Source organism: Methanomassiliicoccales archaeon (assembly GCA_013415695.1).
Taxonomy (GTDB): domain Archaea; phylum Thermoplasmatota; class Thermoplasmata; order Methanomassiliicoccales; family JAAEEP01; genus JAAEEP01.
In genome coordinates, this window is sequence record JAAEEP010000028.1 from 1 (window position 1) to 12,940 (window position 12,940).

The following is a 12,940-nucleotide window of genomic DNA, read 5'->3' on the forward strand; positions in this document are numbered from 1 at the left end:
AGTGGGGAGAGGCGAGGTTGACGTTCCACCTGACCTCTATTCCATCATAGGCCGGTTCAAGACAGAGAACATGGGAATCGAGAAGATCGCGATGAATGTCATTAGCAACCCGAGGATAAGATTCTTGATCGTCTGCGGCAAAGAAGAATTCGGTCATTTTCCAGGCGACGCGATTCTATGCTTCGCCAAGGAAGGTATAGGGGAGGATATGAGAATCAAAGGAACTCGAGCTGCTATCCCATTCCTCTGCAACCTGACATCAGAAGCAGTAGACAGATTCAGGGAGCAGGTAGAGGTGATCGATCTGGTTCACCCCAAGGAAGCTGGGGAGATCATCGAATATGACCCCATATACTTCTTTGAGAAGGAAAACCGGGACGAACTCGTTGAGCGATTGAGGGAATGCAATAAAATGAATCCAGGACCATTCGAAGCGGATCCCATCATCCTAACCTCAGAGGGGCTCGATCGTGGAGGGGACGAAATCGGCAACCGGATGAATAAGCTGGCCGACCATTTCGCCAACCAGATGTTGAGGATGCCCAGCCAGAAGCTCTCCACCAGCTCTTCCATCGTAGTGGTGTCTGAGGAATTCAGGATCATCCTTGATCCAATTGATATGGAAGTGGTCGAGGTGCCTTCGGTGAACCTAGCAAGAAGATTGAAATCCTATCTCACAGGGAGGGATGTATAGATGTTCAGATTTCAGAACGAGCAGAAGATCCTGGATATCGGGGGCGTGAGCTTCGGTGGACAGCCGGGCGAGAGAAGAACGGTGATGATCGGTTCACTGTTCTACCCAAGTCATTCCATGGTCAGTAATCGGAGGATGGGGGAGATCGATGAGGAGAGGTTGGATGAGGTGCTTGGAAAACTCCATTCTAGTGCTGAGGAGACTGGGACGCCGGCGGCGATCATGGTATATGGAGAGACCGGGGAAGCCATCTCCAACTATCTGAGAATCCTTGCGGACCGGACCTCATTGCCACTCTTCATTGATTCTGCAAGTCCTGATGTTAGATTATCTGGAGTCAAGTACGCATCCGAGATGGGAATATTGGACAGGGTGATATACAACTCGATAAACTCTGGTACCACAGAAAAGGAACTGGAAGGGATTCAAGCATACGGGCTTAGAAACGCCGTGCTTCTGGCCTTCTCTCCTAAGGACTTCGGATTAAAGGGGAAGATATACCTTCTGGAGGATGGTGGTGGCATCCTCAAGGATGGATTGGTCGACCTTGCAGAGAGGTATGGGATAGACAGGCCTTTGCTGGATCTCGCGGTGATGTCCATGGAACAGAGTGCTGGATCAGCACTCAGGGCCATCTTCGTATCCAAGGCCAAGTGGGGGCTACCTTCGGGCTGTGCCCTCCACAACGCGGTGGAATCATGGGAGCCCCTGATCAAGGTGAAGGCTCAGGAACCGGCACTCTACAGGTATGTCGACGAGTCTGCATGCTCAACGGCGATAATGGCGGGAGCCGACTTCCTGATGTTCGGCCCTCTTGAAGCATCACGCCGTGTCATCTACGCAGCGACCTTCACCGATGAGTTGATGCAACAGGCGTCCTTTGACAGTTAGATCTGGTCAACCTGGATCGCATCGCCTACACCCATGAGCTCGAAATGTTCAAAAATATCTGAAAATACCCGCATGGCCTCAAATCCAGAGCAATGCATAGGTGCTATGTGTTTCACACCTTCTTTCCTGAGAGCGTCTGCCGTCTTCAACAATGTCTCCAACGAAGCGCCACCCAAATGGAAGCCCCCCATGAGAAGGATGATCTTCCGGTCGATGAGCTTTCTGGCGTGAGCTACTACATTGAGGACACCGGCATGGCTGCATCCACAGATCACCACAACTCCAGCTTCGGTGTCCAGGTAGAGAGATTGCTCGTCGAGTATGCGGTCCTTGACGAAAGCACCACCTTCCTTTTTCCAGAAAGGGCATGTGTTCTCAAACTCAGGATTCCGGGGAACAAGACCGGATGCGTGAATCCCTGGGACCAGCTCCCTGAAATCATTGGAAGCGATAAACCCATGAGAGTTTATCGATTCCAGCAGTTCGGTATCGCAGCTCACGGTCACAAGTTTGCCATCATTCTCTACGAATCGCTCGCCCATAAAGGTGTCAGGGGCACAATGAACTGGAATTCCAGCCTCAATGAAAGGGGCCAGTCCACCGGCGTGATCCCTATGACCGTGGCTGATGAACACCAAATTCAGATCTGCAGGTTCTAGCCCGAGGAGCTCAAGATTCTGAGATATTATAACCGGAGAGGGACCAGTATCGAAAATCACCCGCTCCTCATCAGGGGTCTCGATAAGCAATGAGAATCCGTGCTGAGCTATGAACCTTCGACTATCCCTGGATCTCTTCACAATGCCTTTGGGTTGGCCAGGTGCGATTGAAAGATTATCTACAAGGCAGGTCAGTTGCATTCGTATTCACGTCTTGTGATCTTCAGATCGCTGAACTCCAAAGCCTGCTTGGGACATGTCCGTTCGCAATGCTTGCACGCGGTTCCAAGGCAGAGATCTGTGGCCACCTTTATCCTGAACTCCTTGTTCCCGACCTCTTCCACCCTGAGGGCGCACTCGGGACACTCCTTCTCGCACTTCTTGCAGCCTGTGCAGTCACCGAATTCCCCAACGAGATACACACCAACATAATCGAGGACTTTAAGGCCCTTGTCCCCAACCTCAGGGATGTCCCTGTCGACCATCCGTAGGGTCTCCTTGGGTCTCACCTGCGCTGGAAGTGGCATAAGCCCAGAGAACTTCAGCATCTCGTTGTACGCATCGAAGGGCATTCCCTCCGACCAGAGGGCAATCTCGTTCACGTACAGGTCTTCAAAGACCTTGGATGTGGCGAACATGATGTGCTTTGACGCAATGGAGTCTGCAACCTCCTGCATCATATCCAGAGTGTCTTCCTTGATCAGTATATCATAGGCCATCATCAGGGAGGTGTTCCCGACCTGAACCGTTTTCTCCAGCACCCTGGGTACCAGTCCTGTGGTCTGAGCCTTGATCGGATCGACGTATGTACCAGAAGCTCCGGCCATGTACATGGTTCGAATATCCTTGTCCTCTATCCCGACCTCTGTAATCAACGTCCTGTGTCCAGCCCTGATAGCGCCCATTGCCTTCCCAGCCTCCCTCAGGTCGCTATCCAGGAACTTAATTCCATCCTGGAGATGGATAGCTCTATCGCTGGTGTTAATGCTAGGAAGCGTGATGAGACCGGACTCCAGACCACAGGCAACGGCGGCGACGACCCCGGTACCGGTGATACCTCTGGCCGGGATGTTCTCCACCCGCTCCATGGTACCCTTTCGGGGATCGGTGATGGATCCGACCCTCACACCAAGACGGTCGTCCAGTACCATGTTCTTCCATCTGCCATCGGGGTCAATATCCAGATCAGAGATGGCGAAGGGGGCGGCCAGCATCCCATGTGATATGTGCTGACCCTCCATGGCGGGTCCAGCCGCAGCCGAGCCGCTGTAGAGCTCCCCATCGTGGAAGAGACCCATCTCAGCATTGGTACCGTAGTCGGTGACCATGCAGGTCTCCCCTTTCTCCAGGAGCTTGGATTTTATGATCATCGCCAGGGCATCTGCTCCCACCTCGTGCCTGATGGCGGGCGGTATTCCAACCTCGGTCTCTGATCTGACCATGTTGAGACCGATCTCACCTGCGGTAATGACATGAGATTTTCGGCTGGGCCTCTCGATCTTGAGCCTTTTAAGGATCGACTGTCCAGCATATGCTAGATCTCTGATCTCGATGTTCTCGAACATGGAGAGCTGGATGGGATTTCCACAAACAGCTATCTTGCTGATTTGGTTTCTATCCACTTCGTGAAGGCAGATGAGCTTGTCGATGGTCTCTTTCACGATACTATGACCAACCTCGGCACCATTCTCTATCCAGAAATGAAGGTGGTCCATGACATTGGCACCTGGAAGGGGATGCCTCATGGTAATAGCCGTGGAGATGATCTTACCGTGATCATTGAGGTCAACAAGGTGAGTTCTGTACCCACTAGTACCAAGGTCCAACGCAATCCCGTACGCCATGGCGTATCACGAGTTCCATATGGGATTCCTGTATTTAAAATTGCAGAGGCAAATCACTTCACGACCCAAAGAAATCGCAAAGCCAGTTATGGTGTTGATGGCTGGGAGTTCGGGATCAGAACCCCTTCACTGTTCTGACCATGGCTCGAAGATTCTCCAGAGGTATCCGGGGTGCAAGACCGCACCCTGGATTCACTATGTCGAATCCAGCCTCCATCACTTCTTTCGTTGCTTTGATCACGTCTTCCGGAGATCCCTGCAGCAGGGGATTGACCACGCCTACATTGCCCACTAAGGCACATCTCCCATTCACGAGTTCTGCAGCTTTGTAGGGATCCACCTTCTCCTCGATGCTTATCCCATCCACGCCTGTGGAGACCATTCCATCGATGAGCATGGTGCTATTTCCACATATATGGAGCACAGTCATTGCATTCTGCACTTCCTTGAGGCAGCTCATGGTGTAAGGCGCAGAGAACTCGGAGTGCGTCTCGGGTGAGATCATGTCGGAAGAGGATGAAGGATTGCTCAGAAGAATGACATCAGGATATGCTGCGTCGAGCGCAGAGATGTACCTCTGGCCGAGCTCGGCTGCCTTTTTCAATACCTTGTGGACCTCGTCTGGATCTAGTATGATTCCGAGGAGAAGGTTCTCCATTCCCACTAGATGCCCGGCTATGGTGAACGGTCCGGTGGCCAGAGGCACGATCGGAACGTCTCCCATTGTCATCTTTCTCAGAAGGGGTATGGACGCGATGGTCACCGGGGCCCGTCCCAATTCTTCAACATCATCTGGTATCTCGATCTCATCACCAAGAGAAAATGGATTCCCTTTGACCATAGGGGTCCTGTCCATCCTCCCGAGATCGACCTTGGCCCCCATGATCTCAGCTTCCACGGTCAGACAGAAAGGCACCCTCACCGATTCGAACCCTACCACGGCATGGGCAGCATATGCCAACAGCGCCATCTCCTTGGAATCGGTATGCGCCTCAGGCCAGTACGCCCCGACTGCCTTCATCTGATCAAGGGTCACCGAGGTAGTCATGCAACAGATGGGGGGTCGATCGACCCATTCGCCAGCCAATGCCGCAAGAACCCGTTCCAGTGGTCTCATCATGCTGCCATCCACCTTTATCCTGATAACGGACAGGGAAGAGCAGGCCATATACTTTGCTGGTTGGTACTAGTCATAAACTGCAGCATGCACTCTCAAATTCGAAGAAAATAAAGAGAAAGGGGTTGTTGGTGTTTACTTCTTGAACTTCTTGACCTCGTCAACAAGGGCCATCAGGTTGTTCTTGGGGACGCGAGCAGCTAGACCGCAGCCAGGGCTTACAACATTGAAGCCAGACTCGCAGATCTTCCTTGTGTGCTCTCTGGTTGTCTCAGGTGTTCCCTGCAGGAGTGGGTTCACTACACCGCAGTTTCCGATGAGAGCTGCTCTTCCGTCAACCAGCTCGACCGCCTTGAATGGGTCGACCTTCTCCTCGATGGAGAGACCATCAACACCAGTAGATATCATGTGGTCTAAGAGCATGGTTGTGTCACCGCAAATATGCAGGATGGTCTTGGCATTCTCGACTCCCTCAAATGAACGCTTTATGTAGGGTGCGGCGAACTCATCGAACATCTCACCTGACAACATGTCGGTGGATGCTGAAGGATCGCTTTGCTGAATGGCGTCAACCCCGATTGCATCGATTGCCTTCTGATACTCGTAGGCGATCTCCGCCCCGATCCTAACAGCCTCAAATACGACATCGGGGTTAGTTAGGATCCAAAGCAGTAGGTTCTCAGTCCCAACAAGGTGACCAGCGATTGTGAATGGTCCGGTGGTCCCCACAACGATGGGGAGATCCTTACCTACCTCCTCCTTCATGATCTTGGCGGCTTCTCTGACCACCTTTGCTCGTCCCATGTTGATGAAGTCCTTCGGGATCTCGATGGTATCAAGGTTGTCTTCGTTGAACGGGTGTCCCTTGACCATGGGTGTCCTGTCGACCTTGCCCCTATCAACGGGGAGTCCCATGTTCTCGACCTCGATTGTGAGGCAGAAAGGTATCCTGGCAGCTTCAAATCCAAGGACGGAGTTCTGGGCCATCCCCAACTTTGCCATGAGACCCGGGTTATCGTGCGCATCTGGCCAGAAGACGTTAATCGCCTCCATTTGGTCTACAGTAGCGCTCTGGGTCATGCAGGCAACCGGTGGCCTGTCAAGTTCCTTCATGGCCATGCCGGCGTACCAGCGCTCCTTTGGTGTCATTCCATTATCCATGAAATATTCCCTCCTCAGTATACAATGAGTTTGGCCCTTGAACATTGAAATCAAGCTACTTTAATTTTTCTTAAACGATTGTTGGCTGACCCATGGCCGTGGCCCGAACCTCTATCCAGCCAGTTGTTTCACTGCCCGACATGAACCCGCTCCTCACATGTTTCGACTCAGTCTCCACCTTAACTCTAACATCGCGGGCCCCTGAACGCATGGCCTTGACCTTGACATGTTCTGCGGCCATTTTCATCGCGGCCCTCAAAGCTATGGAGGGATCGTAATAGGTAATCGGATCGCAGAATGGGGAGACTAAAATGAAGCGTTTGTTGCGCTCGAAGACCACTATGTCCACGGTCTCCGCCACCTGACTGCACACCGCGCCAACAGCATTTCCCACCTCGTGTCCTTGGGGCACGATAACCTTGGTGCCCAAACGGTTCTCAATCATCGGGAGCCAGACGTGCGCGGGGGCACCTATGCCAACAATTGGCCTAGTCACTTTGGCTTCAAGTTTCAGCAGATTGCTGTTGGTCCGCCCTGTCACATTGTCAAGAAGAAAATCACAACCCATGCACTCTGGAAGCACGGCCCGCTCATCCATCATTATCTTCTTTATGACCTCCTCAGAGATCCTCGCAACAAATGAATTGATGGTGCTTTCCACAAATTCAGCCGGGGATTTGCTGCACATATGAGCACTAGCTTCCACTCCGATCTGTGCGGCTTCCACCACTCCCTCAATGTAATCGCCCCTTACGTGAAGAAGGTCCGTTGGTGTGAGGCCGATCCCTCCCACCATGTTCTTCTGCATCAATGACGCCACATACCTTTCTACGAGCACGATGCCGGCCGCCTCTCTGATCTCCTGAGGAGTGGAAGGTCCCCTCTCAGAGAGGAAATCGAGAACCCTGCGCTCCTCCACTGTGAGCTTTTCATCCTTTCTCGGGAAGCTGACCAGGAACCTTGTCTCCCAGGTATCCCTCATCCTCTCCAGAAGCCCCTCATACCTTGCGGCCGCAAGCGACAATGGAAGTACCCTGTTCTTGGTGATCTCCACGGTGCCATCCATCTTTGCAATGATCTCGGAGTCTCCACCCAAGGCTGAGGTCCACATGTCCACGGCCCTAACTCGAGTGCGCCATTCTCCGACCGATGCACCCTCCTTGCTGACCTTAGGAAAACCATCCTCCAGAAAGGCTATGTCGGTCGATGTTCCGCCTATATCCACTATAATACAGCTGTCTACCGCGGCAAGAAGGCGGCCGCCCATTGAACTTGCGGCGGGGCCAGACAGCACGGTCTCTACCGGTCGCTCCCTCGCAGTCCTGATGTTCATTAGGGTGCCATCGCCCTTGAAGACCATGATCTGAGACTTTATTCCGCGAGCCTTCATGGAGCGCTCCACGTCATTCAGGAATTGATTGATTATGGGGATCAAACGCGCATTGAGCACGGCTGTCACAGTGCGCTCATGGATCCCTAGCTCCGTGGTCAACTGATGGCCCATCACCACCGGAACACGGAGGGTCTCACGGATATTCTCGGTCACCATTCTCTCGTGGGATTTGTTATACACACTGAAAATACCGGATACCGCGACGGCGTCGAGACCTTCCATCTCACTGACCGCTTCCAAGACCTCATCGAGAATGAGAGGCGATACCTCCTCCCCCCTGGTGTCATGCCCTCCAGAGATGAATACCTGCTTGGTCGTCCCCAGCTTCCAATCGGGATCTGGCTTCCAGCCTATTCCTATGAGTCCTACTCTACCTCCCTTGCCTTCAAGGATCGAGTTCGTGGCAAGGGTGGTGGAAACGCCCACCAATCCGATGTTGGATGAGTCAAAGCCAGATACATTCAGGACATTGTCAACCGCCTGAGCTATACCAATAGATAGATCATGGTAGGTAGTCCTGGCCTTGGCCTTGGAAAAGATGGTCTTTTCATCCATGTCCACAATGGCAGCATCCGTGAACGTCCCTCCGGTATCGATGCCTAGGCCGTAGATCCTTTCATCGTTCTCTGCGGGCATTTTCTTCCTCCTTTCTCCGACTCTCCTCGGATAATCCGGAGTATCTAAATAAGAATTGGGGGGGGAACGCCCCCATTGTCATACCTCTTTACGAGATCAGATAGGTGGTTGACCAACAGCCCTTGCGTTCACGTCTATCCTGCTAATGATCTCACCAGCTACCAGTTCTCCGCCGATCGACTTCTTATAGTCGACCTCGACCTTGACATTGATTTCCTGGGCACCAGCCTTTTCCGCTCTCTCTCTTACATGTCTCTCGACCATGTTGCGGGCGGCACCGACGGCCTGCTCTATGTGACTGTAAGTCACGGGGATGTAGAACGAGGAGAAGACATGGAACTTCTCATCCTGAGGGAATATCACAACATGAGCGGTCTCCACGATGGGGCTGCACACCGCGCCAACAGCATTTCCCACCTCGTGGTTCTCGGGAACAATGACCTCTGTACCAAGTCTCTTCTCAATCTCTGATACGTAGACATGAGCAGGGGCACCGATGCCCACTATCTTGCGCTTGACCTTGACGTCCATCTGAATAAGATCGCTGTCGATTCCCCTGCTTGCGGTCTCGAGAAGGAAATCACATGATCTTCCCTGGGGCATCATGCCTCCGTCGTCGAGAATGATCTTCTTGATCACCTCTTGGGAGATCTTGGCAGCCACCCTGTTGAGAACGATCGAGGCGAATTCATTCCGGGTCAGACCCATGCTCGGGCGGTAGAGATCGACACCTATCTCGGCAGCCCGCACACTACCCTTCTGATAATCGCCTTTGAGATGCAATATGTCGGTGGGGGTGAGTCCGATTCCCACGATCATGTTCTTGTCCCTGAGCCTTTTGACGAACCTATCGAGCAGCACCACATCGACATTTCGCTTCAACTCGCTCCAGGTGGAGGGTCCGTTCTTTCTCAGGAAGTCAAAGAGGCTCCTCTCTTTCTCGTTCAGCCCATCTCCATCTCTTGGGTAGGCGACCAGAAACCGGGTCTCGCCCGATGTCTCCAGCTTGTCAAGGAAACCCTCGTACATCTCTGCCGCCAGGGACAGTGGGATGACTCTGTCTGCCCTCAACTCCATGTTTCCCCTTCGATCGACAACGATCTCCGAGTCCCCGCCTAAGGCGGCGGTCCACATGTCCACCGCCCTAACTCGAGTGCGCCATTGACCGATATTCGCGCCTTCAGGAACGATGCGGGGGAATCCTCCGTCCAAGAAAGCGATGTCTGTGGACGTTCCACCAATATCGATCACGATACAATCGGTCAGACCTGCGAGGATCCGACCACCCATCGAGCTTGCCGCTGGACCAGAGAGAATTGTCTCAACCGGCCTTTCCCTGGCGGTCTCGATGTTCATCAGGGAGCCGTCTCCCTTGAAGACCATGATGGGAGCGACCACGCCCCTCTTTCTCAGGGAGCCCTCAACATCATCGATGAAGGTATCGAGAATGGGAATGAGACGAGCGTTCAGTACAGCCGTGACCGTCCTTTCCATGATGCCGAGTTCGCCCGTGAGCTCGTGACCGCAGATTACTGGCAGTCCTGATTTCTCCTTGATAAGTCGTCGGATCTTGCTCTCGTGGTTGTGATTATATACGCTGAATAGACCGGATACGGCGATCACATCAACCCCGTGGCAGACCTCATTGACAGCGATCTCGGCCTCCTCCATATTCATTGGCTCTTTCTCGAGACCATTGACCTCGTGTCCACCACTGATGAAGGCGGCCTTCTGCTCTCCCAGATACCAATCCTCCTTGGGCTTCCAACCGATGCCGATGAGACCGACCCTGGCGCCCTTTCCCTCAAGAATGGAATTGGTGGCGAGGGTCGTGGAAACGCCTACCAGCCGGATGTCCTCAACATCGAGACCATCCATTTCCAAGATTCCGTCCACGGCTTCCCTCAAACCAATAGCCAGATTGTGATGGGTGGTGGGAGCCTTGGCTTTAGCAAGAACCTTCTTCTCCTTGAGGTCTATGATTACAGCATCTGTATAGGTCCCCCCTGTATCGATACCCAGACCGAGCTTCTTACCCTTCTCTTTCAGATGGTCCATCATCATTCCCTCGATTAACTATTGATAAACGGCCGAACAGAATGAGAGTTAATAAATTATTTGAATGACCAGAGAATCTCACTTTGGATTAACAGGTCGATGGAATGAAACCTCTCAAAACTGATGCTTGGGGCAGTAGTATGAGCTTCTCCCAACCACTCTGACCATCTCGAGTTGAGTTCCGCAAGAAGGGCACTTGCCCCCTGGTCCCCGAACATTCAGAAGATAATCTTTCGGTATAAGGGCCCAATTGGCTCCAGCATCGACCGCTTCATTCAATACAACGCCTATGCTGTTGAAGAGCTGTGCAATCTCATCCTCGAAGATGGTGTCGGCAGTTCGCATCGGATGAATTCCAGATTGGAACAGTATCTCATCGGCGTAGATGTTGCCAATACCCGCCAAGAAATGCTGATCCATTAGAACAGCCTTGATCCGCCCTGTCCTCCTGGAGATCAGGTCCTTGAATAATCCCAAGGTAAGTCCATCTAGCGCGTCGGGGCCGAGATTCTTCCATTCGATGAACTCTTTCATGCTTTCGCAGAAAAAAACCCGGCACAGTACCCTGATGCAGGTGAAGGCCAGTTGATCCCCATTCTCAAAATTCAGTTGCATTGTCACGAATCGAGGGGCGGATTCATTCCTCTTGAAGAACCTCACCTTCCCAGTCATTCCGAAATGGAGTATGAGTACCTGGGAAGAATCGAGTTCGGCTCCCACGTATTTACCATGACGGACCGTATGTACGATTTGGCGACCCTCGAGGTCGGAGATTATCCTTTCTTTCGACACATTGCCCAAAATCCTCTCGTCAAGGACATCGACGACCTCGATTTTCTTGTAGAGGACAGATGAATCCAGATACCTCCTGAATGCTTCGGCCTCCGGAAGTTCGGGCATGCCTGCCTATATGCGCCTTTGAATATCTAAACCGATTCGATGCAATCGTTGGAAGAACAAATGCTCTAGTGCAGAAGGAATGAAATAAAAATAAGGTGAGACGGATAATATCCGTCTGGGTTTACTTCTTGACAAGCGCTTGAGCGATCTGGGTCGCCTCAATGGCGTCGTATCCCCAAGCGTCGGCCCCGATCTGGTCGGCGAACTCCTTGGAGGTAGCTCCGCCACCGATCATGGTCTTGCACGGACCCTTCAGACCCTTCTCCTTGAGCATGGACTCAAGAGCCTTCATGCCAGCAAGTGTTGGGGTCATGAGTGTCGAAGTAGCCAGAATGTTGGCCTTCTCAGCCTCGACCTTGTCAACATAGTCCTTAAGAGGTACATCCCTACCCATGTCGTGGACGGTCATGCCGACTCCGGTGATCATCGCCTTCACGATGTTCTTTCCGATGTCGTGAACGTCACCCTCAACCACACCGATGACGATTGTGCCCTTGTCCACACCGCCACCCTGAGACTTCAGGATAGGCAGAACAACATCAAGAGCTGCGTACATCGCCTGTGCAGACAGCAGGACCTGGGGAAGATAGTACTCTTTGTTCTCGTACCTCTCTCCTACGACCTCCATTCCCTTGGAGAGTCCATCGAAAATGATGTCGTTGGGAGTGAAGCCAGAGTCGAGTGCCTTCTCGGCCAAACCCTTCATGTCCTTGATCTTGCCCTTAAGGACACCCTCGGCCATTTCCTCTAGTATATCAGCCATTAGTATACCCTCCTCAAATAGGTTAGCCGCATGATTAATGTAAATGATTATAAAAGCTTTTATGGTTGGATACACCATCCAATGATGTTTCTTACCTAATGTTCTTATATTATGGCAATGTCCTAACTTCCGGAAGTAAAGAAGTCGTTAACAATTGCATATGGAATTCAAAGGATTATTGAGATATCGAAACCGCACTTTGGACATTGACGATTTTCCAGTAGAACTTTGACATCAGGATATGTTGGACAAAATCTGCTCACTTCGTTGGTTTTCACGACTATCTTCTCAGTGACCTCTTCGCTCCTTCGATCAACAAGTAGTTCGCCGCATTTCGGACAGAAGGTGCTCTGTCGCTTGTCTCCAACAACCCCTCCCACATATGGGTAGAGGATCCCGATCTCTCTGGCATCGGCGTAGGCTTGTTCGATCCTGTCCATGCTCTGAGCAGGAAGGTGAGCCAGTCGATGCGATGGAAGAAAACGGTATAGATGGACAGGAGTGGATGGACCCATGGTCTTCACCACCCACCTGAAGAATGAATTTACCTCCTCTTTAGAGTCGTTCATACCAGGGATGAGTAAATAGGTTAGCTCCACGTGGATGTCGGCTGCTCTGGCCATTCTGCAGGTCCTAAGCACATCATCAAGGTGCCCTCCGCAGTTTCTCTTGTAGAAGGACTCAGAGAACGCCTTGACGTCGATATTCATCACATCCACGAGAGGAAGAGCGTCATTGAGAGCCTCCTCAGAGATGAAACCGTTTGTGTTCAGCAGGATGAATAGGCCCTCTTCCTTCGCCAATGCAGCGGTGTCCAGAATGAA

11 protein-coding genes are annotated in these 12,940 nt (G+C 52.2%); 2 read left to right on the plus strand and 9 right to left on the minus strand.

Features of this window, described 5'->3' with window-relative positions:
• Both GKC03_09640 and GKC03_09645 read left to right on the plus strand, forming a co-directional pair.
• Nucleotides 1-694: hypothetical protein (locus GKC03_09640; protein ID NYT12788.1), on the plus strand; the 694-nt coding region annotated here is incomplete at its 5' end.
• A complete protein-coding gene (locus GKC03_09645; protein ID NYT12789.1) occupies nt 695-1,585 on the plus strand; it encodes a hypothetical protein in 891 nt (296 codons plus the stop codon).
• Here GKC03_09645 and GKC03_09650 read toward each other — a convergent pair.
• From GKC03_09650 to GKC03_09690, 9 genes are all read right to left on the minus strand, one after another.
• The gene (locus tag GKC03_09650; protein NYT12790.1) at nt 1,582-2,385 is read right to left on the minus strand and encodes an MBL fold metallo-hydrolase; all 804 of its coding nucleotides are present in this window, start codon (nt 2,383-2,385) and stop codon (nt 1,582-1,584) included. The two genes, GKC03_09645 and GKC03_09650, sit on opposite strands and share 4 nt — an antisense overlap.
• Before the next feature lie 50 nt (nt 2,386-2,435).
• On the minus strand, nt 2,436-4,088 hold the full coding sequence (locus GKC03_09655) for a methylamine methyltransferase corrinoid protein reductive activase (protein ID NYT12791.1): 1,653 nt from the start codon (nt 4,086-4,088) through the stop codon (nt 2,436-2,438).
• A gap of 115 nt (nt 4,089-4,203) precedes the next feature.
• Entirely contained in the window at nt 4,204-5,256 is a 1,053-nt protein-coding gene (locus GKC03_09660) for an MtaA/CmuA family methyltransferase (GenBank protein ID NYT12792.1), read from the minus strand.
• Nucleotides 5,257-5,340: 84 nt separating this feature from the next.
• Nucleotides 5,341-6,366: an MtaA/CmuA family methyltransferase gene (locus tag GKC03_09665; protein NYT12793.1), complete on the minus strand. Its 1,026-nt coding sequence runs from the start codon at nt 6,364-6,366 to the stop codon at nt 5,341-5,343.
• Nucleotides 6,367-6,436: 70 nt separating this feature from the next.
• A complete protein-coding gene (locus GKC03_09670) occupies nt 6,437-8,395 on the minus strand; it encodes a hydantoinase/oxoprolinase family protein (protein NYT12794.1) in 1,959 nt (652 codons plus the stop codon).
• A 96-nt stretch (nt 8,396-8,491) separates the two neighbouring features.
• Nucleotides 8,492-10,453, minus strand: coding sequence for a hydantoinase/oxoprolinase family protein (locus GKC03_09675; GenBank protein NYT12795.1), 1,962 nt, complete (start codon nt 10,451-10,453; stop codon nt 8,492-8,494).
• A 114-nt stretch (nt 10,454-10,567) separates the two neighbouring features.
• Nucleotides 10,568-11,353, minus strand: a complete 786-nt coding sequence (locus tag GKC03_09680; protein NYT12796.1) for an Fpg/Nei family DNA glycosylase — start codon at nt 11,351-11,353, stop codon at nt 10,568-10,570.
• A 121-nt stretch (nt 11,354-11,474) separates the two neighbouring features.
• Nucleotides 11,475-12,194 carry a hypothetical protein gene (locus tag GKC03_09685; GenBank protein NYT12797.1) on the minus strand — a complete coding sequence of 240 codons (720 nt, stop codon included), beginning with the start codon at nt 12,192-12,194 and terminating at the stop codon, nt 11,475-11,477.
• 89 nt (nt 12,195-12,283) lie between these two features.
• A partial coding sequence (locus tag GKC03_09690; GenBank protein ID NYT12798.1) for a hypothetical protein occupies nt 12,284-12,940 on the minus strand: 657 nt, incomplete at its 5' end.

Excerpts from the sequence above, each read along its gene's own strand:
- GKC03_09680 (NYT12796.1), bottom strand. The coding sequence starts at position 11,353 with ATGCCCGAACTTCCGGAGGCCGAAGCATTCAGGAGGTATCTGGATTCA.
- GKC03_09645 (NYT12789.1), top strand. The coding sequence starts at position 695 with ATGTTCAGATTTCAGAACGAGCAGAAGATCCTGGATATCGGGGGCGTG.
- GKC03_09675 (NYT12795.1), bottom strand. The coding sequence starts at position 10,453 with ATGGACCATCTGAAAGAGAAGGGTAAGAAGCTCGGTCTGGGTATCGAT.
- GKC03_09670 (NYT12794.1), bottom strand. The coding sequence starts at position 8,395 with ATGCCCGCAGAGAACGATGAAAGGATCTACGGCCTAGGCATCGATACC.
- GKC03_09685 (NYT12797.1), bottom strand. The coding sequence starts at position 12,194 with ATGGTGTATCCAACCATAAAAGCTTTTATAATCATTTACATTAATCAT.
- GKC03_09655 (NYT12791.1), bottom strand. The coding sequence starts at position 4,088 with ATGGCGTACGGGATTGCGTTGGACCTTGGTACTAGTGGGTACAGAACT.
- GKC03_09665 (NYT12793.1), bottom strand. The coding sequence starts at position 6,366 with ATGGATAATGGAATGACACCAAAGGAGCGCTGGTACGCCGGCATGGCC.
- GKC03_09660 (NYT12792.1), bottom strand. The coding sequence starts at position 5,256 with ATGGCCTGCTCTTCCCTGTCCGTTATCAGGATAAAGGTGGATGGCAGC.